The 23,342-nt window shown below is 63.0% G+C and carries 25 protein-coding genes and 1 pseudogene; 13 read left to right on the top strand and 13 right to left on the bottom strand.

Going from position 1 to position 23,342, the window contains the following annotated elements:
- Positions 1-15: 15 nt before the first annotated feature.
- Positions 16-387 (bottom strand): 30S ribosomal protein S12, encoded by a 372-nt coding sequence (rpsL, locus tag MRBLSP13_RS16075; RefSeq protein ID WP_007686591.1) that lies wholly within the window; start codon positions 385-387, stop codon positions 16-18.
- A gap of 483 nt (positions 388-870) precedes the next feature.
- On the opposite strand from rpsL, the gene MRBLSP13_RS16070 reads away from it, so the two are divergent.
- Complete coding sequence (locus MRBLSP13_RS16070) at positions 871-2,049, top strand: M23 family metallopeptidase (RefSeq protein WP_363755554.1); 1,179 nt, start codon at positions 871-873, stop codon at positions 2,047-2,049.
- A 215-nt stretch (positions 2,050-2,264) separates the two neighbouring features.
- On the opposite strand, the gene rpsI is transcribed toward MRBLSP13_RS16070, so the two are convergent.
- The 3 genes from rpsI to MRBLSP13_RS16055 all read right to left on the bottom strand — a co-directional run bounded on the left by rpsI (position 2,265) and on the right by MRBLSP13_RS16055 (position 4,477).
- Positions 2,265-2,792 carry a 30S ribosomal protein S9 gene (gene rpsI, locus MRBLSP13_RS16065; protein ID WP_363738599.1) on the bottom strand — a complete coding sequence of 176 codons (528 nt, stop codon included), beginning with the start codon at positions 2,790-2,792 and terminating at the stop codon, positions 2,265-2,267.
- A complete protein-coding gene (gene rplM, locus MRBLSP13_RS16060) occupies positions 2,792-3,271 on the bottom strand; it encodes a 50S ribosomal protein L13 (protein ID WP_007686594.1) in 480 nt (159 codons plus the stop codon). Before rplM ends, rpsI begins: the two co-directional genes overlap by 1 nt.
- Positions 3,272-3,430: 159 nt before the next feature.
- Positions 3,431-4,477, bottom strand: coding sequence for a COX15/CtaA family protein (locus MRBLSP13_RS16055; protein ID WP_363738597.1), 1,047 nt, complete (start codon positions 4,475-4,477; stop codon positions 3,431-3,433).
- Between the two features lie 146 nt (positions 4,478-4,623).
- On the opposite strand from MRBLSP13_RS16055, the gene MRBLSP13_RS16050 reads away from it, so the two are divergent.
- Positions 4,624-6,660, top strand: a complete 2,037-nt coding sequence (locus MRBLSP13_RS16050) for a hybrid sensor histidine kinase/response regulator (RefSeq protein WP_363755552.1) — start codon at positions 4,624-4,626, stop codon at positions 6,658-6,660.
- A gap of 13 nt (positions 6,661-6,673) precedes the next feature.
- Here the strand turns inward: MRBLSP13_RS16050 and MRBLSP13_RS16045 are convergent, their stop codons facing one another.
- Together MRBLSP13_RS16045 and MRBLSP13_RS16040 are read right to left on the bottom strand one after the other, a co-directional pair.
- Positions 6,674-7,303, bottom strand: coding sequence for a 2-dehydro-3-deoxy-6-phosphogalactonate aldolase (locus MRBLSP13_RS16045; protein WP_363755550.1), 630 nt, complete (start codon positions 7,301-7,303; stop codon positions 6,674-6,676).
- A gap of 93 nt (positions 7,304-7,396) precedes the next feature.
- On the bottom strand, positions 7,397-8,296 hold the full coding sequence (locus tag MRBLSP13_RS16040) for a 2-dehydro-3-deoxygalactonokinase (RefSeq protein WP_363755717.1): 900 nt from the start codon (positions 8,294-8,296) through the stop codon (positions 7,397-7,399).
- 111 nt (positions 8,297-8,407) lie between these two features.
- Between MRBLSP13_RS16040 and MRBLSP13_RS16035 the strand changes: the two genes are divergently transcribed.
- The 5 genes from MRBLSP13_RS16035 to MRBLSP13_RS16015 are packed head-to-tail and all read left to right on the top strand — an operon-like array spanning position 8,408 to position 14,543.
- Complete coding sequence (locus tag MRBLSP13_RS16035; RefSeq protein WP_363755549.1) at positions 8,408-10,210, top strand: IlvD/Edd family dehydratase; 1,803 nt, start codon at positions 8,408-8,410, stop codon at positions 10,208-10,210.
- A 40-nt stretch (positions 10,211-10,250) separates the two neighbouring features.
- On the top strand, positions 10,251-11,828 hold the full coding sequence (locus tag MRBLSP13_RS16030) for an aldehyde dehydrogenase (NADP(+)) (protein ID WP_363738589.1): 1,578 nt from the start codon (positions 10,251-10,253) through the stop codon (positions 11,826-11,828).
- A 2-nt stretch (positions 11,829-11,830) separates the two neighbouring features.
- Positions 11,831-12,850, top strand: coding sequence for an AraD1 family protein (araD1, locus tag MRBLSP13_RS16025; protein WP_414714724.1), 1,020 nt, complete (start codon positions 11,831-11,833; stop codon positions 12,848-12,850).
- Positions 12,847-13,770: a Gfo/Idh/MocA family protein gene (locus MRBLSP13_RS16020; RefSeq protein ID WP_363738585.1), complete on the top strand. Its 924-nt coding sequence runs from the start codon at positions 12,847-12,849 to the stop codon at positions 13,768-13,770. Before araD1 ends, MRBLSP13_RS16020 begins: the two co-directional genes overlap by 4 nt.
- Before the next feature lie 17 nt (positions 13,771-13,787).
- Positions 13,788-14,543 carry a FadR/GntR family transcriptional regulator gene (locus MRBLSP13_RS16015; protein WP_133652647.1) on the top strand — a complete coding sequence of 252 codons (756 nt, stop codon included), beginning with the start codon at positions 13,788-13,790 and terminating at the stop codon, positions 14,541-14,543.
- A 42-nt stretch (positions 14,544-14,585) separates the two neighbouring features.
- Here MRBLSP13_RS16015 and MRBLSP13_RS16010 read toward each other — a convergent pair.
- A pseudogene (locus MRBLSP13_RS16010) lies at positions 14,586-16,001 on the bottom strand (YifB family Mg chelatase-like AAA ATPase); the annotation flags it as partial.
- Between the two features lie 51 nt (positions 16,002-16,052).
- Between MRBLSP13_RS16010 and MRBLSP13_RS16005 the strand changes: the two are divergent.
- Positions 16,053-17,816, top strand: a complete 1,764-nt coding sequence (locus MRBLSP13_RS16005) for a recombinase family protein (RefSeq protein ID WP_363755545.1) — start codon at positions 16,053-16,055, stop codon at positions 17,814-17,816.
- Between the two features lie 80 nt (positions 17,817-17,896).
- On the opposite strand, the gene MRBLSP13_RS16000 is transcribed toward MRBLSP13_RS16005, so the two are convergent.
- Positions 17,897-18,082, bottom strand: a complete 186-nt coding sequence (locus tag MRBLSP13_RS16000) for a hypothetical protein (protein WP_363755543.1) — start codon at positions 18,080-18,082, stop codon at positions 17,897-17,899.
- Positions 18,083-18,250: 168 nt separating this feature from the next.
- Between MRBLSP13_RS16000 and MRBLSP13_RS15995 the strand changes: the two genes are divergently transcribed.
- Positions 18,251-18,640, top strand: a complete 390-nt coding sequence (locus tag MRBLSP13_RS15995; protein WP_363755541.1) for a hypothetical protein — start codon at positions 18,251-18,253, stop codon at positions 18,638-18,640.
- Between the two features lie 105 nt (positions 18,641-18,745).
- On the opposite strand, the gene MRBLSP13_RS15990 is transcribed toward MRBLSP13_RS15995, so the two are convergent.
- Together MRBLSP13_RS15990 and MRBLSP13_RS15985 are read right to left on the bottom strand one after the other, a co-directional pair.
- Positions 18,746-19,276: a hypothetical protein gene (locus MRBLSP13_RS15990; protein ID WP_363755539.1), complete on the bottom strand. Its 531-nt coding sequence runs from the start codon at positions 19,274-19,276 to the stop codon at positions 18,746-18,748.
- A 106-nt stretch (positions 19,277-19,382) separates the two neighbouring features.
- A complete protein-coding gene (locus MRBLSP13_RS15985; RefSeq protein ID WP_363755537.1) occupies positions 19,383-19,772 on the bottom strand; it encodes a hypothetical protein in 390 nt (129 codons plus the stop codon).
- 131 nt (positions 19,773-19,903) lie between these two features.
- Between MRBLSP13_RS15985 and MRBLSP13_RS15980 the strand changes: the two genes are divergently transcribed.
- On the top strand, positions 19,904-20,125 hold the full coding sequence (locus MRBLSP13_RS15980; RefSeq protein ID WP_363755730.1) for a hypothetical protein: 222 nt from the start codon (positions 19,904-19,906) through the stop codon (positions 20,123-20,125).
- Complete coding sequence (locus MRBLSP13_RS15975; protein WP_363755535.1) at positions 20,056-20,424, top strand: HNH endonuclease; 369 nt, start codon at positions 20,056-20,058, stop codon at positions 20,422-20,424. The genes MRBLSP13_RS15980 and MRBLSP13_RS15975 overlap by 70 nt, the downstream gene beginning before the upstream one ends.
- On the opposite strand, the gene MRBLSP13_RS15970 is transcribed toward MRBLSP13_RS15975, so the two are convergent.
- Positions 20,414-20,563: a hypothetical protein gene (locus tag MRBLSP13_RS15970; protein ID WP_363755533.1), complete on the bottom strand. Its 150-nt coding sequence runs from the start codon at positions 20,561-20,563 to the stop codon at positions 20,414-20,416. The two genes, MRBLSP13_RS15975 and MRBLSP13_RS15970, sit on opposite strands and share 11 nt — an antisense overlap.
- A gap of 229 nt (positions 20,564-20,792) precedes the next feature.
- Here MRBLSP13_RS15970 and MRBLSP13_RS15965 point away from each other — a divergent pair, with 229 nt between their 5' ends.
- Positions 20,793-21,014: a hypothetical protein gene (locus MRBLSP13_RS15965; protein ID WP_363755531.1), complete on the top strand. Its 222-nt coding sequence runs from the start codon at positions 20,793-20,795 to the stop codon at positions 21,012-21,014.
- 131 nt (positions 21,015-21,145) lie between these two features.
- Here MRBLSP13_RS15965 and MRBLSP13_RS15960 read toward each other — a convergent pair whose 3' ends face one another.
- Together MRBLSP13_RS15960 and MRBLSP13_RS15955 are read right to left on the bottom strand one after the other, a co-directional pair.
- Positions 21,146-21,844: an Abi-alpha family protein gene (locus MRBLSP13_RS15960; protein WP_363755529.1), complete on the bottom strand. Its 699-nt coding sequence runs from the start codon at positions 21,842-21,844 to the stop codon at positions 21,146-21,148.
- Between the two features lie 2 nt (positions 21,845-21,846).
- Positions 21,847-22,845, bottom strand: coding sequence for a tetratricopeptide repeat protein (locus MRBLSP13_RS15955; protein ID WP_363755528.1), 999 nt, complete (start codon positions 22,843-22,845; stop codon positions 21,847-21,849).
- A gap of 88 nt (positions 22,846-22,933) precedes the next feature.
- Here MRBLSP13_RS15955 and MRBLSP13_RS15950 point away from each other — a divergent pair, with 88 nt between their 5' ends.
- Positions 22,934-23,341 (top strand): hypothetical protein, encoded by a 408-nt coding sequence (locus MRBLSP13_RS15950; RefSeq protein WP_363755526.1) that lies wholly within the window; start codon positions 22,934-22,936, stop codon positions 23,339-23,341.
- Position 23,342 lies beyond the last annotated feature (1 nt).

The raw sequence follows: 23,342 nt of genomic DNA, 5'->3' as shown, positions 1-23,342 counted from the left end.
ATTACTGGTCTCCCCTTACTTCGGACGCTTGGCGCCGTACTTCGAACGGCTCTGCTTGCGGTCCTTGACGCCCTGGGTATCCAGAACGCCGCGCAGCACGTGATAGCGCACACCTGGAAGGTCGCGCACGCGGCCGCCACGGATCAGCACAACGCTGTGCTCCTGAAGGTTGTGGCCTTCACCCGGAATATAGGTGATGACTTCGCGCTGGTTGACCAGGCGCACCTTCGCCACCTTACGGAGAGCCGAGTTCGGCTTCTTCGGGGTCGTCGTGTAAACACGGGTGCAAACGCCGCGCTTCTGCGGGTTCGCTTCCATGGCAGGGACCTTCGACTTGGTCTTCTGCAGCTCGCGGCCCTTGCGGACCAGCTGGTTGATTGTTGGCATGAAGCCCTTCACCTTTTTCAGTTACTTTACCGCATGCATTTCCCGCGTTCCTTGCGGTCTGGAAAGCAATCGCCCCCAAACAGCAAAGGCCCCGGCGGAAACCCGCCCGGAGCCGCAAGAGCACCGGCAATGTTCAGCTCTGACGCCCCCAGAACCGGGAACTGGCGCGAACGAATCCGTCCAGCCGGGCCTTTGGGCAGGCGCGCCTATATCCATGTGGGGGACGCGGGTCAAGAACCGGCCGAAAGATCGGGCGCTGCCCTCCGGCGCAGGCGGCCCGCCGATCAGTCATCGGTCATCAGGCAATCGCCTGGAAAAAAATCCGGCGGATCGGAACCAATGGCACGGATCCACGTTTCACCCCGTTCATCCTTCGACTCGTCACGAGTCCGTTTTGGCGGATTCGCGCGACTCGGATTGTTTTGTTAGCGCCCCGTTCACTTAAAAAGAAATGCGGGGTCGCAATTGTCGCAACGGAGCAAGGTGAGGGTGCCTGCCCTCTGGGCCAGCATGGCTGCCCACTGTTCGAAGCTGTGCCCGGAACGGGAAATTTTCCTGCACTCGGGCGGCCAGATGAAGTTCATCCGCATTTCGCGCCGGACGCAGCTTGTCACGCTCGGGCTGCTTTCCTGTGCCCTGGTCGGGGGCGCAGGGCTTACTTTGTCCATGATCTCCCGCAGCGCGGAGATCGAGCAGGAACGTGACGCCCTCACCGCAAAGGGCAAGGCCGTCGCGAGCACCGCCAGCCAAGTCGAGCGCTATCGCAAGTCGGTCGACCAACTCGCGCAGGAGCTGAAAGAGCGCCAGGATTTCATGGACGACCTATACCGCACCCATTTCGGCCAGGAGGACGCCGTTTCCGCCAGCGATGTGGTCGGCAAGGCCGACGGCGGGGCCAAGCACGGCACGTCCAAACTGGACACGAAGATCAGCGTCGCGCCCGAAGCCGCCACGCTGTTCCAGATCGATGCGCGGCAGCGCCGTTTTGCCGCCTTGCTGACCAGCGCAGTCCAGCATCGCGCCGACAAGGCCGCCGCCGCTATCCGCAGCTTCGGCCTCAACCCCAATGGCCTCGCCCGCACCGCCGCGCGCGCGCAGGGCGGACCCTTCGTTCCCTGGGAAGGCCAGGACGCCCTGCCGGGCGAGTTCGAAAAGCTCGCCAGTGCGCTGTCGCGGATGGAATTTCTGGAAGCCAGCCTGCTCGCCATCCCCTCCGGCAAGCCCACGGCAACGCCGATGCTGAGCAGCAGCTATGGCTATCGCAGCGATCCGTTCAACGGCCGTGCGGCCTTTCACGCGGGGCTGGATTTCCCCGGCAGCATGGGTCAGCCGATCCTGGCCGCCGCATCGGGCAAAGTCAGCTTCGTGGGCCAGCGCAGCGGCTATGGCAATGTGGTCGAGGTCACCCATGGCAACGGCATCCTGACCCGCTATGCCCATCTTTCCGGCTTCAACACGCGGGTCGGCCAGCCGGTGGCCCGTGGCGACACCATTGCGCGCATGGGCTCGACCGGCCGCTCCACAGGTCCGCATCTCCATTTTGAAGTGCGGGTGAACGGCAACGCCATCAATCCCCGCCGCTTCCTGGAAGCCCGCCAGGACGTCCTCCAGATCCAGCAGATCGCGACGGCGCGCCTGGCCGATGTCGGCGATCGCGGCTAAGGCGGTTTCCACACGATCGGCCGTGATCGCCGGTTAGGAGATCGCGGCTTTTCCGTCCGATCGAACCGGTTCGGCCATTCCGGATCCCGTCAATGCCTCCCCGATTGCGAGGAAGACGGCGGACCCTTGACATGCCCGACCGCGAGGGCCCCATCTGCCCGAAAAGAAAAGGGGCCGGAAAACCGGCCCCTTTGCATTGCTGTCGATCGAACCGATCAGCGCTTCGAGAACTGGAAGCTCCGGCGGGCCTTGGCCTTGCCGTACTTCTTGCGCTCGACGGCGCGGCTGTCGCGGGTCAGGAAGCCTTCGGCCTTGACCGCGCTGCGCAGCGCCGGCTCATATTTGGCGAGTGCCTGGGCGATGCCGTGCTTGACCGCGCCGGCCTGACCCGAGAGGCCGCCGCCCTTGACGGTGGCGATCACGTCATACTGACCTTCGCGCTCGGTGACGCCGAAGGGCTGGTTGATCACCAGACGCAGGGTCGGGCGAGCGAAGTAGATTTCCTGATCGCGGCCATTGACCGTGATCTTGCCGGTGCCGGGCTTTACCCAGACGCGGGCGACGGCGTCCTTGCGGCGGCCGGTCGCATAGGCGCGGCCGAGGCTGTCGATTTCCTGGGCGCGCAGCGGAGCGGCAGGCTGAACCGGCGCGATCGGGGCGTCGGCGGCGGGCGCGGCAGCGGCAGCCGGCGCGTTGGCGGTCAGCGACGCGAGGTCGGACAGGGACTGGCGGTTATCGGTCATTATGCACCCACCTTGTTCTTGCGGTTGCGCGACGCGAAGTCGAGCACTTCGGGGTTCTGCGCGGCGTGCGGATGTTCGGCGCCGGCGAAGATGCGCAGGTTGCGCATCTGCTGACGGCCCAGCGGGCCGCGGGGGATCATGCGCTCAACGGCCTTTTCCAGGACGCGCTCGGGGAAACGACCTTCCAGAACCTTCTGGGGGGTGGTTTCCTTGATGCCGCCGGCATAGCCGGTGTGCTTGTAATAGACCTTGTCGGTCAGCTTGCGGCCGGTGAACTTCACCTTTTCCGCGTTGATGATGATGACATTGTCACCGCAATCAACGTGGGGGGTGAAGCTCGGCTTGTGCTTGCCGCGCAGGATGTTCGCGACGGTCGAGGCGAGGCGGCCGACGACGAGGCCTTCCGCGTCGATCAGAACCCATTTCTTTTCGACCGTGGCCGGGGTTGCCGGCTTGGTGGTCTTCATCAGCGCCTTCATGGTGCCAATACTCCAAGAATGAAACAGTGAATTGAACGCTGTTGCCAGCTTTCAGAAGATGGCGGCTAATGACGGGTAGGGCCGCGCAAGTCAAGCGATTCGGCGGCTTTGCTGACGGGTAAAATAATACCCGTCAAGCCGACACGCGCGCGACCGCGCCTATCCCCGGCGTTCCCCCAGGGCATGGGCGCCCCAGGTAGCCGATGCGACCACCAGCGCGCCGACCGCCTGGTGCAGCACCGCCAGCGGCAGCGCGATGCCGCTGACGACCGTCGCGATGCCCAGCGCGATCTGCGTGCCGACGGCGGCATTGATCGCGATCGAGGGGCCGCGCTGTCCCGCCTGCTTCGCCATCCTGGCGAGCATGATCAGCATGAACGCCGCCACCCAGGCCCACCAGCGGTGGATGAAATGCACCAGATAGGGGTCGCTGGAGACGGTCGCCCAGAACGAGCCGAGCCATTCGATTCCCTGCGGCACGAGATGGTCGTTCATCAGCGGCCAGGTGTTGGAGACATAGCCTGCATCCAGCCCGGCCGTGAACGCGCCGAACAGCAATTGCACCATGAGCGCCAGCAGCGCGGCCACGGCGAAGGGGTGCAGCATGGCCGGCTTCGCGAAGGGCGTCCTGGCACGTGTCAGCAGGTCGAGGGCGGTCCAGATCAGGCCGCCCATGATGAACAGCGCCGTCAGCAGGTGCACCGCCAGCCGGTAATGGCTGACATCGGTACGGACCGACAGGCCCGATTCCACCATCCACCAGCCGATCGCGCCCTGAAGCCCGCCAAGCGCGAGCAACGCGACGAGGCGCGGGCCGTAGCCCTGGGGGATCGTCCGTTTCCACGCGAACCAGAGCAGCGGCAGCGCGAAGGCGACGCCGATCAGCCGCCCCAGCAGCCGATGCACCCATTCCCAGAAGAAGATGAACTGGAAATCGCCCAGCGTCATGTCCTGCCGCAATTGCCGATATTCGGGGATCTTCTGATAATCGCGGAAGGCGTCCATCCACTGGTCGTGGGTCAGCGGCGGAATGGCGCCGCTGATCGGTTTCCACTGGGTGATCGACAGGCCGGATTCGGTCAGGCGGGTGATCCCGCCGACCACGACCATGCAGAAGACGAGGGCGGCGACCATCAGCAGCCAGCGCGCGATCGGCGCGGGGCGTGGGACGGCGTTGGCGGGTCGGCTCAAGGTCATCGCAGTCATGGACCCGATCCATGCGCGCTTGTCCCGCGCGTTGCAAGGATAACCCTGAACCATGAACAAAAGGTCATAACGCCTTGTGCATGAAGGGATACAAAGCGCGGGAGGGGCGTATCTCGTCCCATGAGCATATTGATCGAGGATAATCAATGAGCGGCGCGCGGGGCATAGGGGAGATGATCGCCGCCCAGGGCGCGCTGGGCGCGCTGACCGCGCGCATCGACGCCGGGTCGCCGCTGGGGCCGGTTGACGGCTGGTCCCCGGCGCTGGTGTCGGCGGTCCGGCTGATGCTGTCGTCGCAGGCGGAAATCGTGCTGTTCTGGGGTCCGGAGCTCTGCGCGCTCTATAATGAAGCCTATGCGCCCACGATCGGGGACAAGCATCCCCGCGTGCTCGGCCGCCCGGCGCGGGAGGGGTGGACGGAGCTTTGGGACGATCTGGAGCCGCTGCTGCGCTCCGTCGTCGAACAGGGGCAGCCGGTGCATGCCAAGGACCGGCCCTTCTATATCGAGCGGGCCGGCGGGCTGGGCGAACAGGTGTTCTTCGACATCAACTATTCGCCGGTCTACGAGGCGGACGGCTCCATCGGCGGCGCGCTCTGCATCGTCAGCGAGACCACCAAGAGGGTGATGGCGGAAAAGGAGATGCGCGCCGATCGCGCCCGTCTCTGGGCATTGGCGCGCGACCCCTTCCTGGTTGCTGACCGGGACGGCACGTGGCTGGCCGCCAGCCCGGCCTGGACCGACATATTGGGTTGGAGCGAGGCCGAGCTGATCGGCCGCACGTCCGAATGGATGGAGCATCCCGAGGATCTGGCGAAGACCAGGGGCGAAATCGCCGCCCTGGCGCAAGGCATGCCGACGGCGCGGTTCGAGAACCGTTTCCGGGCAAAGGACGGCAGCTACCGCAATTTCAGCTGGACGGCGGTGCCCGAAAACAACCTCGTCTATTGCGTCGCCCGCGACGTGACCGAGCAGCGCGCCCGTGCGCGGGCCCTCGCGGACGCCGAGGATGCGCTGCGACAGGCGCAGAAGATGGAGACGCTGGGCCAGTTGACCGGCGGCGTGGCGCATGATTTCAACAATCTGCTGCAGATCGTCACCGGCAATCTGGAACTGCTGCAACGCGACCTTCCCGAGGATCAGGCGCGGCTGCGGCGCGCGGCGGACAATGCGATGGCGGGCGCGGAGCGCGCGGCGCTGCTGACGCAAAGGCTGCTCGCCTTCTCTCGCCGCCAGCCTCTGGCGCCCGAACGAATCGATCCCAACCGGCTGGTGAGCGGCATGTCCGACCTGCTCAACCGCACATTGGGCGAGACGATCGAGGTGGAGACGATCCAGAGCGCGCGGATCTGGCCGGTCGAGATCGACGTCAACCAGATGGAGAATGCGTTGCTGAGCCTGGCGGTGAACGCGCGCGACGCCATGCCGGACGGCGGCAAGCTGACCATAGAGGTCGCCAACACCCATATCGACGAGGCTTACGCCGCGCAGGAGGCGGAAGTGTCGCCCGGCCAATATGTGCTGATCAGCGTATCCGACACGGGCCAGGGCATGGACGAGGACGTGCTGAGCCACGCGATAGAACCCTTCTTCACCACCAAGGAGGTCGGGCGCGGCACCGGGCTGGGCCTGTCGATGGTCTATGGTTTCATCAAGCAGTCGGGCGGCCATATTCGCGTCTATTCCGAACGCGGCCATGGCACGACGGTCAAGATATACCTGCCGCGCTTCTACGGCCCCCTGCCCGACAATGACACGGGCACGGTCAGCCGGGCCACGCCGGTATGCGGCGGCGGCGAGACGGTGCTGGTCTGCGAGGATGACGACAAGGTGCGCGCCTATACCGTCGATGTGCTGAAGGAACTGGGCTATCGGGTGATGGAGGCGGACAACGGCGCAGCGGCGCTGCAGGCGCTGGAAATGGCGTCGGAGCCCATCGACCTGCTGTTCACCGACGTCATCCTGCCCGGCGGCATGACCGGCGCCGACATCGCCCAGCAGGCGCGGGCGCAGCAGCCGGGGCTGAGGATATTGTTCGCCACCGGCTATGCGCGCAACGCCATCATTCATCACGGCCGGCTCGATCCGGGCGTAGAACTGCTGACCAAGCCTTTCACCTATGCCGAACTGGCCGCCAAGGTCCGCGACATGCTGGACCGCGACGACGCGCGGCAGGCGGGATGATGCCTCCCGGCGGTCAGAGCGACTGCCGCCAGGCGGCGACCAGTTCGACCGCCCGGTCCCGCACCGAGGCACCGCCGTCGCCCGGCCGGTAGAGCGCACCGCCGACGCCGATGCCTTCGCAGCCGGCGGCCAGCCATTCCCCGATCGAATCCGCGCCGGTGCCGCCGACCGCCCAGATGCCGACATGGCCGGGCAGCACGTCCTTCAGCGCCCTTACATAAGCGGGGCCGAGACGGGCGGCGGGAAACAGCTTGATCCGGCGCGCGCCGGCCTGCACCGCGGCGAAGGCCTCGCTGGGCGTCATGAAGCCGGGGAGAAGCTCCAGTCCCAGTTCCGCCCCGCGCGCGATCACCTGCATGTCGCTATTGGGCGTCACCATGATCCGTCCGCCAGCGCCATGCAGTTCCTCCACCGCCGTCACGGACAGTACCGTGCCGCCGCCGATCAGCGCGCGATCGCCATATTCGGCCTGCATTGCAGCGATGCTGCGAAGCGGATCGGGGGAGTTGAAGGGCACTTCGAGAATGCGGATGCCGGATTCGATCAGGACGGCGCCGATCTCCAGCGCTTCTTCCGGCCGGAGACCGCGCAGGATCGCGCAAATAGGCGGCGCGCCGTCGGCCAGCAAATCATCGAGGGTCATGGTGGGACTCCGTTGGAATAGGGCAGATGCGCCGGGGACGCCGAATGCTCCCGCCAGCAGGAGATGGGGGAATGAAATGGTCCCCATCCCTCATCAGGAAAGGCCGAGGCCGGCGAGCGCGCAGGCATCGCCCTCCAGCACCTGCGTCGCCAGCCCCCGCCTGCCCAGCGCCTGGGCATAGAGCATCGAGAGGCGGCCGTCGCCGATCAGCAGGATATCGTCATCCTGTTCCAGCATGTCCGCGACTTCCGCGATCTCCACCCCGATCAGCAGGCCGGACAGATAGCCCGCCGCCCACTGAGCCGATCGCCCCGCCCGCAGCCGCATGCTCCGCGCGGCGAACAGGGAGGAGAGCAGCCGCCCTCCCTCCGCACGCGCCAGGCCTTCGGCAAAGCCCTGCGCCTCCTGCGCGGGATCGGGCTGGTCGGTCTGGGCGCCGAGGGTGGAATGGTCCCGCAGCAGCGCGAAAAGCTCTCCCGTCGGCATGGTGCGGAAGGTGGTGACATGGCCGTCCTCCACCACCGCCCATTTATTGTGCGTGCCGGGCAGGACGACCAGCCGGCGGCCCTGGCCCAGCGCGGGATCGCGCGCGATGGCGCCGAAGATCTGCGTCTCCTCCCCGCGCATCACGTCGGGCGCGCCGTTCGGGTTCGTGCAGGCAAGGCCGGCCATGATCGCGACGGGCACGCCACGCCATTCGAACCGGGCCGACGCCATGCGCCAGGCGACGGCGTCGGCCGGACAGTCCGCATAGGGCGCCTCCACCCAGCCGTCGCGGGCGCCGGCCATGCCGCACAGGCGGATCTGCGCGGGTGCGGCCTGGTCCAGCCAGGGGCCGATGGTGGCAGCGAAGGCCGCCTCCGCCTGTCCCCGCGCCGCGGCGATGCCGGGGCCGTCATGACGCGCCGTCACGCGGCCCTGCTCCACCCGGAACAGCCTCAGGCGGCTGGTGCCCCAGTCCCCGACAACCTCATAGCGGCCCATCAAATCCATCACTTTGTCCGAAGCATCCTTGATATTCTATTTGTATGAGTATATCGGAGAGGCAAGCGGGTCAACTTGCCCGGAATAAAATGGTCATTTTCTTCGACAGGTGCCTTTTCCATGAATGATTCGTCCAAGCCCGTTAACAAGCTTCGCAGCCGCGCCTGGTTCGACAATCCAGACAATATCGACATGACCGCGCTCTATCTGGAGCGTTACCTGAATTTCGGCCTCAGCCTGGAAGAACTGCGCAGCGGCAAGCCGATCATCGGCATCGCCCAGACCGGCAGCGACCTCAGCCCGTGCAATCGCCATCATATGGTGCTGGCCGAGCGCGTGCGCGAGGGCATTCGCGAAATGGGCGGCATTGCGCTGGAATTTCCCGTCCACCCGATCCAGGAAACCGGCAAGCGGCCGACGGCGGGGCTGGACCGCAACCTGGCCTATCTGGGACTGGTCGAGGCGATGTACGGCTATCCGCTGGACGGAGTAGTGCTGACCACGGGCTGCGACAAGACGACGCCCGCGCTGCTGATGGCGGCGGCGACGGTCAACATCCCCGCCATCGCGCTGTCGGTCGGGCCGATGCTGAACGGCTGGTTCAAGGGCGAGCGGACGGGTTCGGGCACGATTGTGTGGCATGCGCGGCAATTGCTGGCGGCGGGCAAGATCGACGATGAGGGCTTCATCAAGCTGGTGGCGTCGTCGGCACCCTCCACCGGCTATTGCAACACCATGGGCACGGCGACGACGATGAACTCGCTGGCCGAGGCGCTGGGCATGATGCTGCCGGGTTCGGCGGCGATCCCCGCGCCCTATCGCGACCGGCAGGAGGTCGCCTATCGGACCGGCAAGCGGATCGTCGAGATGGTGGCGGAGGACCTGAAGCCCTCCGACATCCTGACGCTGGACGCCTTCCACAACGCCATAGTGGTGAACTCGGCCATTGGCGGGTCGACCAATGCGCCGATCCACCTGACCGCGATCGCGCGCCATGTCGGCGTCGACCTGCCGCTCAAGGATTGGGAGACGGTGGGGCACAGGGTGCCGTTGCTGGTGAACCTCCAGCCCGCGGGCGAATATCTGGGCGAGGATTATTATCGCGCCGGCGGCGTTCCGGCCGTGGTCGGCCAGTTGATCGGGCAGGGACTGATCCGCGAGGGCGCCATGACCGTCAACGGCAAGACGATGGGCGAGAATTGCAGGGGCGCGGAGATCGAGGATGAAAAGGTCATCCGTCCCTTCGCCCAGCCATTGAAGGAAGAAGCCGGCTTCCTCGTCCTGTCGGGCAATCTGTTCGACGCGGCGGTGATGAAGACCAGCGTGATTTCGGACGAGTTCCGCCAGCGCTATCTGTCCAATCCCGAAGATCCCAATGCCTTTGAAGGGCCGGCGGTCGTGTTCGACGGACCGGAGGACTATCATGCGCGGATCGACGATCCCGCCGTCGGCATCACGCCCGACACGCTGCTGTTCATGCGCGGCGCGGGTCCGGTCGGCTATCCGGGCGCGGCGGAGGTGGTGAACATGCGGCCGCCCGCCTATCTCATCACCGAGGGCGTGTCCGCCCTGCCCTGCATCGGGGACGGGCGCCAGTCGGGCACGAGCGGAAGCCCTTCCATCCTCAACGCCTCGCCCGAAGCGGCGGCGATGGGCGGCCTTGCGCTGCTCCAGACCGGCGACCGGGTGCGGATGGACCTGAACAAGGGTGTGGTGAACGTCCTCATTTCCGACGAGGAACTGGCGAGCCGCCGGGCGAAGCTGGTGGCCGAGGGCGGCTATCCCTATCCCGCCTCGCAGACGCCCTGGCAGGAAATCCAGCGCTCCGTGGTCGGCCAGCTCAATACCGGCGCGATCCTGGAGGGCGCGGAAAAATATCAGCGCATCGCCCAGACCATGGGTCTGCCGCGCGATAATCACTGATCCTCTTTTCGGCATTGATCCCATTTTCGGAGTTTTCCCCATGTTCAACGGAGCCATCCTTGTCGGCGCGAGCGAGCGCCAGGGCGGCGCACCCTTCTTCGCCATCGACCCGTCGACCGGCGCGAAGGGCGAGGTCGCCTTTCACAACGCCTCGGCCGCCGATGTCGCGGACGCCTGCGCGCTGGCCGATGCCGCGTTCGAGAGCTTCTCGACCCTGACGCCGGACGCCCGCGCCGCCTTTCTGGAGGCGGTGGCGGACGGCATCATGGCGATTGGCGACCTGCTGATCACCACGGCCATGAGCGAAACCGGCCTGCCGCGCGGCCGGCTGGAGGGCGAACGGGGCCGCACCGTCGGCCAGCTTCGCCTGTTCGCCGGCTATGTGCGCCAGGGCGACTGGCTGGACGCGACCATCGACAAGGCCCTGCCGGAGCGCCAGCCGCTGCCGCGCAGCGACCTGCGTCGCGTCAACCAGTCGGTCGGCCCCGTCGCCGTGTTCGGCGCGTCCAACTTCCCGCTCGCCTTCTCCGTTGCGGGCGGCGACACGGCATCGGCGTTCGCGGCGGGTTGCCCGGTCGTGGTGAAGGGCCACCCGGCCCATCCCGGCACCGGCGAACTGGTCGCCCGCGCCATCGCGACGGCGGTCAGGGAAAGCGGCCTGCATGAAGGCGTATTTTCCTACCTGCCCGGCACGACCAACGACCTTGGCGGCGCGCTGGTGGCCGATCCGCGCATCAAGGCGGTGGGCTTTACCGGGTCGCGCGGCGGCGGCCTGGCCCTCATGAAGATCGCCGCCGAGCGCGCCGAACCGATCCCGGTCTATGCCGAAATGTCGAGCATCAACCCGGTCGTGCTGCTGCCCGGCGCACTGGCCGCCCGCGCCGAGGCACTGGGGACTGCCTTCGTCGGATCGCTGACCCTGTTTTCGGGCCAGTTCTGCACCAATCCGGGCCTGGTGATCGCGCTCGACAGCCCCGACCTCGACCGCTTCGTCGCTTCGGCCGCAGAAGCGCTGTCGGGCAATGCGGCGCAGGTCATGCTGACGCCCGGCATCCATGCCGCCTATGAAAAGGGCGTCGCCGCCCTGTCCGGCGCGGAGGGCGTCACCACGGTCGCGCGCGGCGTCGCGGGAGACGGCGTCAATCGCGGGCAGCATGCGCTGTTCGCCACCAGCGGCGATCGCTTCCGCGCCAATCCCGCGCTGGCGCATGAGGTGTTCGGTTCCTCTTCCATCCTCGTCAAATGCGCGACCGTCGAGGAGATGATCGCCACCATCGCCGATCTGGAGGGCCAGTTGACCGCGACGCTGCAGATGGAGGAGAGCGATCAGGCCGATGCCGCCCGGCTGCTGCCCACGCTGTCGCGCAAGGTCGGCCGCGTGCTCGCCAATGGCTGGCCGACCGGCGTCGAGGTGACCCATGCCATGGTCCATGGCGGTCCCTTCCCCTCGACCTCCGACGGGCGCTCCACATCCGTGGGCACGCTCGCCATGATGCGCTTCCTGCGCCCGGTCTGCTATCAGGATGTGGCCGACGCCGTGCTGCCGCCCGCCCTGCAGGCCGCCAATCCCTGGCAGCTCAACCGCCGTGTCGAGGGCAGGCTGGAGATCGCCCGGTGACCCTGTCCCCCGATCAGGCCCCCGATCAGTCCCCCGATCAGTCGGCCATCCGTTCGCTGGTGCAGTTCGAGGAAGGCGGCCGTCGCGGTGTCGCCGCCCTCGACGCCAGCGGCGCGGCCCGGCGCGTGGAGGGCGCAAGCTCCACCCGCGCGCTGGCGCTGGAGGCGATTGCGGCCGGACAGGCCCTCGCCGCCATGGCGCAAGCGCGCCTGGGCGGAGCGGTGGACCTTTCCACCGTCCGGCTGCTCTGCCCCATCGATCATGAGGATGCCGCGCATCTGCTGGTCGCGGGCACCGGCCTTACCCATCTTGGCTCGGCCGAAGGGCGCGACAAGATGCACAAGGCGGCCGCGGCGGGTGAACTGACCGACAGCATGCGCATGTTCCTGATGGGCGTGGAGGGCGGCAAGCCCGCCGACGGTGGCATCGGCGCGCAGCCCGAATGGTTCTACAAGGGCGACGGCCAGAGCCTGATCCATCCCGGCGAGGATTTCGCCATGCCCGCCTTCGCGGAGGATGGCGGGGAGGAGCCGGAGGTCGCCGGCATCTACCTGATCGACGCGGACGGCACGCCGGTCCGGCTGGGCTTTGCCCTGGGCAATGAATTTTCCGATCACGTCACCGAACGGGGCAATTATCTGTGGCTGGCGCACAGCAAGCTGCGTCAGGCGTCCCTGGGGCCGGAACTGCTGCTGGGGGACCTGCCCGACGATCTGCGCGGCACCAGCCGCATCGTCCGCAACGGCGAGACAGTCTGGGAAAGGCCGTTCCTGTCGGGCGAAACCAACATGTCCCACCGGATCGACAATCTGGAACATCATCATTTCAAATATGGTCTGTTCCGTCGCCCGGGCGACATCCACGTCCACTTCTTCGGCACGGCCACCCTCTCCTTTTCGGACGGCTTCGCGACGCAGGAAGGCGACGTGTTCGAGGTGGAGGCCGCGCCCTTCATCCTGCCCGTGCGCAACGGCCTGCGCCGGGCGGCCGATGAAGGCCAGACAAGGGTGAAAGTGCTATGACCATCCGGGCAGGCCTTGTCGGCCTGGGCAAGATCGCCCGCGACCAGCATCTTCCCGCCATCGCGATGACCGAGGGCATAGAGCTGGTCGCGGTCGCCAGCCGCAATGCGCAGGCGGAGGGCGTGAACAACTATCCCGATCTGGACGCGATGCTGGCCGGGGAGCGGGACATGGACGCCGTCATCCTCTGCCAGCCGCCGCAGGTCCGATACCAGGCGGCGCGGCAGGCGCTGCTGGCGGGCAAGCATGTCTTCCTGGAAAAGCCGCCCGGCGCCACGGTGTCGGAAGTGGAGGCGCTGACCGCCCTTGCCCGCGCGCAGGGCGTCACCCTCTATGCAAGCTGGCACAGCCGCTATGCCGCGGCGGTCGCCCAGGCGAAGGCGTGGATGGCGTCGCGCACTGTCAGGCGCATCGACATCCAATGGCGCGAGGATGTCCGCCATTGGCATCCGGGCCAGCCCTGGATCTGGGAAGCGGGCGGCTTTGGCGTGTTCGATCCGGGCATCAACGCGCTGTCGATCCTGACGGAAATCGTGCCGGAGCCGGTGACGATGCTGTCCGCCAGCCTGGAGGTGCCGGAAAACAAGGACGCGCCGATCGGCGCCGCGCTGCGCATGGCGACGGCTTCCGGTGCGGCGGTGGAGGCGGTGTTCGACTGGCGCCAAACGGGGCCGCAGACATGGGACATCGCGGTCGAGACCGCGAACGGCAGCCTGCTGCTGTCGGAAGGCGGTAACATGCTGCGCCTGGACGGGGAGATCCAGCTCAAGGCGCCGGACCAGGAATATCCCGCCATGTATCGCCGCTTCGTCGATCTGGTGGCACAGCGGGCGATCGACGCCGACATCGCGCCGCTGCGGTTGGTGGCGGACGCCTTTCTTTGTGGCCGGCATTGTCCTACGACGGCATTTGAGGACTGAACAGGGGGAACAGGGCAGTGGGAAGCGAGCGCAAGGACGGACCGGAACGCAAATTTCCGACGGACGAGGGCTCGCTGCGCATCCACCAGGCGATCGCCCGGCAATTGGGCACCGCGATCCTGACGGGCGTCCACAAGCCCGGCGACCTGTTCGAGGGCGAGATCGAGGCGTCGGTGCGGCTGCACGTATCCCGCACCGCCTATCGCGAGGCGGTGCGCATCCTGATCGCCAAGGGCATGCTGGAAAGCCGGCCCAAGGCGGGCACCCGCGTGCTGCCACGCAGCCGCTGGAACGTGCTGGACCCGGAAATGCTGGCGTGGATGTTCGCGGGCGAGCCGGACCGCGATTTCGTGCGCGACCTGTTCGAACTGCGTGGCGTGATCGAGCCGGCGGCGGCCGAATTCGCGGCGCGGCGACGGACCGATGAGCAACTGGCCGTGATGGCGGCCGCGCTCGACGAGATGGAGAAGCATGGACTTTCCACGCCGGAGGGCCGGTCGGCGGACCAGCGTTTCCACCATGCGGTGCTGGCCGCGACGCATAATGACGCGCTGGCCGCGCTGGCAAGTTCGGTGGGGGCGGCGGTAAGCTGGACCACCACGTTCAAGCATCGCAAGAAGCTGCTGCCGCGCGACCCCCTGCCCGATCACAAGGCGGTCCACCAGGCGATCGCCGCCCGCGACACCGCCGCCGCGCGCAACAGCATGGTGGAACTGCTGCGGCTGGCCATGGCCGACATGGACGTGGTGATGGCGGAGCCTCGCAGGCCCTGAGCCTGGCGCGGCGACGGGAAAGCCCCCGTCAGTTCAACGTCCTCAGTTTACGGGGGCGCGCCGCCGGTAGCTGAGCGCTTCGGCCACATGGACGCGCCCGACGCGCTCCGCGCCTGCCAGGTCGGCGATGGTCCGCGCCACGCGCAGCACGCGGGTATAGCCGCGGGCGGACAGCTTCATCGCCGCGGCCGCCTGCGCCAGCAATTCGCGCCCGGCCTGATCCGGCCCGGCAACCTCCTCCAGCCTTTCTCCATCCACCTCGGCATTGGTGCGCAGCCGCGTGCCGTCATAGCGCCGCGTCTGCACCGCCCGCGCCGCCGCGACCCGTGCGGCGACCTCCGCCGATCCCTCGGCGGGAGGCGGCAGGACCAGGTCGGCCGCCGTCACCGCCTGCACCTCCACATGCAGGTCGATGCGGTCGAGCAGCGGTCCCGACACCTTGGCCTGATAGTCCGCCGCGCAGCGCGGGGCACGGGAACAGGCCAAGGCGGGATCGCCCAGATGGCCGCAGCGGCAGGGATTCATCGCCGCCACCAGTTGCACCCGCGCCGGAAAGGTCACATGCGCATTGGCCCGCGCGACGGTGACTTCCCCCGTCTCCAGCGGCTGCCGCAGCGAGTCGAGGACGGTCCGCTGGAATTCGGGCAGTTCGTCGAGGAACAGCACGCCAAGATGCGCCATGCTGACCTCGCCGGGCCGCGCCTTGTGCCCGCCGCCGACCAGCGCCGCCATGGAGGCGCTGTGATGCGGATTGCGGAAGGGACGGGCGCGGCTGATCCGGCCGCCCTCCAGCGTGCCGGCGACGCTCGCCACCATGGATGTTTCCAGCGCCTCGCCCGGCGTCAGTTCGGGCAGGATGCCGGGCAGGCAGCTCGCCATCAGCGACTTGCCCGCGCCGGGCGGGCCGACCATCAGCAGATTATGGCCGCCCGCCGCCGCGATCTCCAGCGCGCGCTTGGCGCTTTCCTGGCCCTTGACCTGGCGCAGGTCGGCGGTTCGCTCCGGCGGCTGCACCTCGCCGGGCTGCGGGGGCGACAGGGCGGCGGCGCCCTTGAAATGGTTGAGGATCGCCAACAGGTCCGGCGCGGCGATTACCTCCACCTGGCCGGCCCAGGCGGCTTCGGCGCCCTGCGCCACCGGGCAGACGAGGCCCAGTTCCCTCTCCCCGGCATGAAGCGCAGCGAGCAGCACGCCGGGCGTCGGGGCGATGCGGCCGTCCAGGCCCAGTTCGCCCACCACGACATAGCCCGCAAGCGTTTCGGCATCGATCACGCCCATGGCGCCCAGCAGCGCCAGCGCGATCGGCAGGTCGAAATGCGACCCCTCCTTGGGCAGGTCGGCGGGGGAAAGGTTCACGGTGATGCGCTTGGGCGGCAGCGACAGGCCGATGGCTGCGATGGCGTTGCGCACCCGCTCCCGGCTTTCCGCGACCGCCTTGTCAGGCAGGCCGACGACGATCAATGTATAAGCGCAAACACTGATTAACGATTACAGCGTTAAGGTGTTTGAATGGACGCGATTATCTATATCCGCTGGTCGTCGTTGGAGCAGACCAAGGGTGACAGCTATGCCCGCCAAATCAACCGCTGCACCAAATTCTGCGCTGACAAGGGCTACAACGTCCTTGAGACGGTAGTTGACGAGGGCAGGAGCGCCTACACAGGCGAAAATATCCTCACCGGCAACCTCGGTAAGCTGGTCGAGCGTTTCGAGCGCAGAGAAGTCCCAGAGGGCACTCTGGTTGTCGTAGAGCAGCTAGACCGTCTCACCCGATTGCCGGCGCTTGAGGTCGTTGGCTGGCTCACCAGGGTTTTCCCTACCGGCATCAAGTTCGTTACCGCCGACCGTGGTACGATGGTCAGTAGGGCCGCGATGGAGGCCGATCAACTCAGCTTCATGAGCCTCATCTTCGACAGCTTTCGAAGCCATGGCGAGTCGAAGCGAAAAAGCGACCTACTTCTCGATAGCTGGCAGAACCGGCGTAAGGATGTCGTAGAAGGCAAGAAGCGCAACATTACTGGCGTTTGTCCAGCTTGGCTGCGCTGGGACAAGGAGGTGAATGAGTTTGTTGTGATCACGGACCCTGATCCGCACCTTGACCGCAGGCTGATCATCCAGCGCATCTTTGATGAGCGCGACGCAGGAGTCGGACACGCCATCATCGCCCGCAAACTGAACGAAGATGGCATTCCATCATGGGGCGTCGGTAAGCGCAAAGCTGATGGCTGGCATCCAAGCTATGTCTACAAAATTCTCCACAACCCAGCCGTGATCGGAGAATTTCAGCCGCGCAGCAGGCGCAAGGGTGAAGTGACCGGGACAAAGATGGGGCAACCCATCCCCGACTATTACCCTCAAATAATCTCGCCAGCGCAGTTCGAGCGCGTGTCAGCATCGAAGCAGGTTATGAATGTAGGGGGCGGCACCAAGGGCCGGGTGAACCTTCTAGCCGGTCTTGTTTACTGTGGCGTTTGTAACCAGCGAATGATCTACCTCAAGAAAGCGAATGCTGGTCGCGCCAGAACCAACCCGAAAACCGGCACGGTGACGATCGATAAAAGCGAGGGCGTCTACCTCAAATGTAGCGGCGCTCACCGGGGTCACAGGTGCGATCACAAAGCCGCCTTCAATTACCACTGGATCGCTGAGGCCGTGCTGGACAACCTGCTCAACTCAGCACTCCGCGATGTTCATTTCGAGCAGCGCAGCGTCATGATCCAACTTGCCGACCAACTAGCCAGTGCTCGACGCGAATTGGAACGCTTTGAAGCGCAAGCGCAGACAGCGTTGGATATGACGCTCGATCCGGCGTTCAAGCATGACCAGCGCGTCAAGCAGCGGTACATCGATGTAGGACGCCAAGCAGACCAACAGCGTGAACTCGTCAATGCACTGGACGAAAAGCTGTCACTCTCCAAGGGCCAGGTTAGCCCGGCCGAACATCTCAACCGGGTCGCCAGCGTTCGGACATCCATTGACAGTGAAGACGAGAAGGTCAGGGACGCTGCGCGAACGAAGGTCATGGATGCCTTTCAGCGCCTAATCGACCGTATCACGTTCAAGCCTGATCGGACAGTCGAGGTATCCGCGTTAGAAGGTAGCCTTGGTTGGCAGTTCGATGACAAGGGCAAGCTGGTAAACCGCTTTGATTTGACAGTCGGCCTTAATGAAGATCGGCTTCGCAACGGATTATTGCGCCGGGATAATGTGGACCGGCAGGACATTGCTCAGCAGATTGAGGAAATGCAGAAGCGCAGGCTTGAAGCCCTGTAAAGCTCGTGGAAGCCCTCTCGCAGAAAAAGCGCCTCGCTTGCTTGCGGGCGCTTTTTCTTTTGTATGGGCTTCTGAGGGGATCAGTGACGCGGCAATTCGTAAACTGACACGCCGTGTTCGATCCGAAAATATGCGGGATGCCTTTCCACATACAGGCGCTGTTCGCGGAAGACCAACCCGAAGCAATCTTCCTCATAGTCAGCGGAGCAATCGACTTCTTCAATCAAGTAGTCAGCCAACGCGCTGAGATCAATCTGCTGAAACATACAAGCACTCCACGTCCGTTTCGTGCCATTTCAGCTATTGTCTCCTGAACTGCCTTGTCATCCAGAAAGTGAGCTATAGAAAACTCTTCTGACCGAACCACATCTTGTCTTGCGTTTCTGGATAGATGGCTTTGTATGTCCATAGGCACTTAGAAAAGGAATGTGCCGATGAGACTTGAGATAAAGGAGTTGCGCCACTTTCGCGACGCAATCCGAAAGGACGTTTTGATCGATCTTCGAAGCCGGAAGCACCTTGTCAGTGACGAAGAGGTGATGATGAAGGTCATCGACTACGGAAACGCATTTCTCGAAGCCGAAAAGATCAAACCCAGCAATCGGGGTCGCGTCTTGTGGTTCGATCTACATTTCGGGGAGCCAGCGAAGGTAGGCTTCACTTGGGCCTATAATCCCTACCAGCCTCTTGATGGGCGCAACAACTCAACAATGTTTTGGCGCATGTGGTGGGAAGATGAACCCATAGAGGGCGTGCAGCGTTTGGCAGAGGTTCAGGAGGAGATGGCTGCCTATCTGTTACAACACCAACCGAAGCCGAACTAAGGAATAAATATCAGGCAATCAAAAAGCCGACATAATCGGCTTCAGTTGCTCCTTATGATCAATGGGAAAAGCCCTAGTGACCGGCATTAGGGCTTTTCTTGTGTCTTATTTTCCGGGCCGCTTGTAAGCGATGGCCGCGTCAATCGCCGCTTTGTCCACGCCTTCGTCGGTCAACTGCTTGCGGATTTGGGCATCCGTCTTGCCACCCCTACGGAACCCGCCGACGCGAATATTGAGGCGGCTGGCGTCACTGACATTACGTTCACGCTTCGGCGCTTTCTGAGAAGCCTGCGGGGCAGCAGCACTGGCCGTAAACACGGTATCAAACGCACCCTCATTCGTGGCTTCGATCAGAGCGTTGAGGAAAGGCTCGAACTGGCTTTCAGGAATGTAGTTCGTGGTTGCGCCATTGACGGTGAGATCGACGCCATTCACAGCAGCCTTGAACTCCACGACGCCATTCTTTGCCTTCCAGAGCTTCGGCCCCTTAACGTTGGCGCTGCCCGTGAACTGGGCGAGTGCAGCTTCAAAGCGAGCAACCAGCTTAGCCCGATCCTTGTTGATGTCGTACGGCTTGGCTTCGAACTCAGCCTTCAAGCTATTATCGATGAACTTAGACAGGTCGATCTTTGCCACAGTGCGCCTCCATGAAACTGATGGCCGCATCCCTGCCCGACATAGATCGGCAAGTCAAAAAGAAAGGGAGGCGCAATGGCCCCCCTTGTATGAAGTGGTCTGCCGGTCAGCCTTTGGGCTTGTTCTTCCTCGTCTCGCGCATCTTATCCGTGCGCTTTGCGCGAGCAGCCTCAAGCTCGATCAACTGCGCGTCGAACTTGCCCTTGCTGATCTCATCAGCGAAGTAGTTGAGCGCGTCGGGGAAGGACTTCGTTTCAACGGCTAGCTGCGTCTCGTCACCGCGCAACTTTAGCGCAGTGTTGGCGTACCGAATGCTGAATGCCGTATCGTTGGCACCGGACCTGAACCAGCGCCGCCCCTCCTTCTTCGGCTCCGCGAATAGTGCCAGCTGCATTTTGATCGCCTCAAGCACAACGTCCCGCGCAGTCCGCTTACCGGTGGTCGTCAGGTCAGCAACAGCGGAAACCGACTTCAGCGCAGTGGGATTAAAAGCCATTTCGTAAATTCCTATCTTCGTAAGCAACAGCGCCTACTCCGATCGTATGCATTCAGGTGATCTGGCAATCATCCAATCAATGAACTTGATTTTCAGAAAGATCGGAAGAGCTAGCCACGCCAACTAAGTAGATGATGACCTGCCTAACGACCGTCAAGATCATCTGCGATCCCGATCACGCCAGACTATCCGAAGTCGCGGCATGGCTGATAGAAAAGCAGAAGATCGGCCACATCATCCTGACGACGACCGAGTTTGGCATTGACCTATCAACGATGAAGATATGGGTCGATGTCATATGCCGGTTCGTGGACGCAAGGGCAGCGATGGAATTCAAACTGACCTTCGGATAACCCCTATGCCCAATCTTCCACCCAACTTCAATCATGGCGGCAGGAAGGTAAAAGCCGTCAGAAGCGATCAATATGTCTATGACAGCAATTGGCGTAAAGTCAGAGCAAGGCGGTTGCAGGAAGAACCGCTATGCAGACATTGCCATGAACGCGGACACATCACACCCGCGACACAGGTGGACCACATCAAGCCGAGAGCAGATGGTGGGAAGGATGTTTACGAGAATACACAAAGTTTATGCGTCCCGTGCCATGCTACCAAGACAGCAGAAGAGAACAGCCAACGTTTCAGAATTTAATGCCAAACAGTTTCGACTCAAACACAAGACCGCTATCATCCCATGCCTGCTGAGTGGCCATGACGTTGCCAACTGCAATTGGCCCCAAAGCGATTATGACAATCAGCGCAAGGCAGATGCGGGAAACGGCTTTGAACATTGGCTTCGTCCTTCAAGTAGAAGTCAACTGCGTAATGTCTATCGACACGTCGTGTCTACTAAAGACTTGGTTAAGTTCAATGACTTCGCCATCAACCCAACGGTTTAGAGAGAAGTGCTGTCATTACGCTAGCGATTATGTTATAGTTCGATCATTGACGTCATAGCCCACGAGCACGACGTCGACAGAGAGTAAATGGAAAGCTCCCGCTTAGTTGAGGAGCATTCAAATGCCTCAAGAATTTTCCCAACCGCCGCCCAATTTGACGGCGCATCCTAACCTTGCGTTCGATGCCGACGCGATATTCCAGAAGATCACCGCGCTTCGGCAGAGCATCGTTGACGCGTGGCAGGAGCGAGCAGTCACCTTTACCCCAGAGGAGCAGCATCGATTGAAGGAGGAGATTGGCGCAACAGCTTCGCTTCTTCATGATCTTATCATGAATGGTTAGATCGCTGGTCGGACGATGCAAAGGACGGAGATCGCAGGGGGCAGTCATTTTTCTGCGGAGCGCCCTCTATGGTAACAGCCCCCCAACACAAAAGATGCGTGTGCGAATTAAACAGTTCAGGGCTTGCCCGCTCAGTCTGACAAAGCCCTCATCAACGAAAGCCCGGTAAGCGTGGAAACTATTTCGGCCATCACTTCAAGCTCAGTTCCACTTCCGTATGAAGGATAAACAAGCCCAGATGAGGTATCGGTTTGGAGGTTTGATAGCAGCCGGGTGACTGACTCGGTTGAAATATGGTTGCGCTTTTCGAGAACGCCTAATGCAATAAGGTGTTCGACCGACTGCCAGCCTCTGGCGCCAAATTCATCCTTCAATGATTTATAAAGCGACCATTCATCAACGGAGACTTCCACTAATTCACCGGCTTGAGACATATGCCGCTTAGCTAATTCGCCGTTGTAAAATATGTCCATGACCTTTGCATCAAGAGGCACAAAACGGGCGACTATCTCCAAGTGCCTACGATCCGCTGCATCTTCGTCACCCGCTGCCGCGTTCGCCAATAAGCGAGCGAACAAGTCCTGTATCTCTGTCTCGTCCTGCTTGGTCGCCTCTTCGAACCATGCCATTGCGTATCGCTCAGGTATACGGGCCGGTACAGTCTTTAGACCCAACGCAGCAAGTTTAGTGTTGACCTTCACCTGTATCTTGGCAGCGTTCTCCAACCGCCACGCGGCTATTCGGTCGCCAAGCAACCATTGCCAAGCATCGCTCAGGCTGCTCGTCAACGGTTGGCTCACATCCTTCACAATGTCGGTGGGGTCGATCATCGCTATCGCCCCCAGCGTGACGTTAGTAGTTCAGCGATCCAGACTGCGGGGCGCACAATTAGCCGATGTGAAATCGTGCGGCGCGTCGCACTCTTGCCTATGAACGCTGCCCCCTTTGGGCCATGACGATAATAAAGGGTGATCAGCATGGCTCCCCAACCACGATCTCTCAGCCAGTCATCACGGAACGCTTGAAGGAATTTCACATCAGGGTGAAGAGGATCGCCCATGGTAGCGGTTATGACAAAGCAGTCCTCTGCCTTCTTTTTCTGAATCGATGGCGGCGTATATTCGGGATCAAGAGCTATCAATTTCTCCGCGGCATCGTCCAGTCTAGATCTGAGAAGTGCTTCATACTCAGGCGTAAGTGACCAAAGACCCGGAGCGTTGTTGTTAAATTGATCGCGGTAGCTCACTCCCTCGATATTATCCTTACACAGGTGAACGATATTCTCCAGAGTTGTCCGGTCAGTTGGGTTCCAACCTAGGACCGTATCAAGGGCATCAACCATCTGCCCCATCTGAGCGACATAGGTTGGCCAGCTATTTTGTAGCGACACATATTCAAGCATGTGATCGCGAGCCAGCTTATAGATCGTCGCTATGAGGCGATTAGCTTCGTCGGTCACTGTTTGAAGGACGGAATTTTGAGAAACTGGATCAACATTGGCCAGTGCGTGATTGAACGCCACCAGCATCTCTGAGACTCGAAAGTTCACCAGTGTCGTTTGCCAACCTGCGGCCTTACCCTTGCCAATCCATGCCTCCGCATTACGGGGATCGGCTTCAAGCACTCGATTGTAGTAGGTCAGTGCTTCCGCATTGTTCCCTGCGATCTCGGCTGTCTTTGCCATACCCATGAGAGTCGATACCGTGGCCGCGGGTGCTGCCGCTTCATGACCTACCACCGTGCCGCAATATGGACACGACGGAGAAGGAATATCGGCAGGAACCTGAATGTCGCGCTCGCATGACCCGCAAACCGCAGCTTTGAAGCTCATATTTCCCCCTTCGACCTAATCGATCGCAATCTGGATCACATACACAATCAAAGCCGCATATGGTCAAGATGCCTCCGCTAAATAGGAGATGCAGCGCGGACCCAAGAAGAAATCCATAGAAGAGAAGAAGGCGGTCGGTTCCTATCGTCCGTGCCGTGACGATCCGACCATCATTCTCTCCGCGATTGTCATTCCACCCAAGATGCCAGACTATCTTCCGGCTGCGGCTCAGGAGGTATGGCACGAAGAACTGGAACGCGTCGCTCAGAGTGGTACGTCGGACCTCGATAGCAGCCTGTTCGCGGACTATTGCTGCCTCGCCGCGATTGTCCGCACCACATTCAAAGCCGGTGAAGTGCCCAAGGGCAACCAGCTTGTCGAACTCCGCAAACAGCGCGAACTCCTTGGCATCGGTGGCGCACCATCGAGAGCGCAGCGCGGCAAGGTAGCCGAACCCGACATCCGCAACGATTTCGCCAAACTCCTCGGTGAGTAAC

The organism is Sphingobium sp. LSP13-1-1.1, assembly GCF_040676415.1.
Classification (GTDB): Bacteria; Pseudomonadota; Alphaproteobacteria; order Sphingomonadales; family Sphingomonadaceae; genus Sphingobium.
This window is presented reverse-complemented; position numbering and strand designations above follow the sequence as displayed.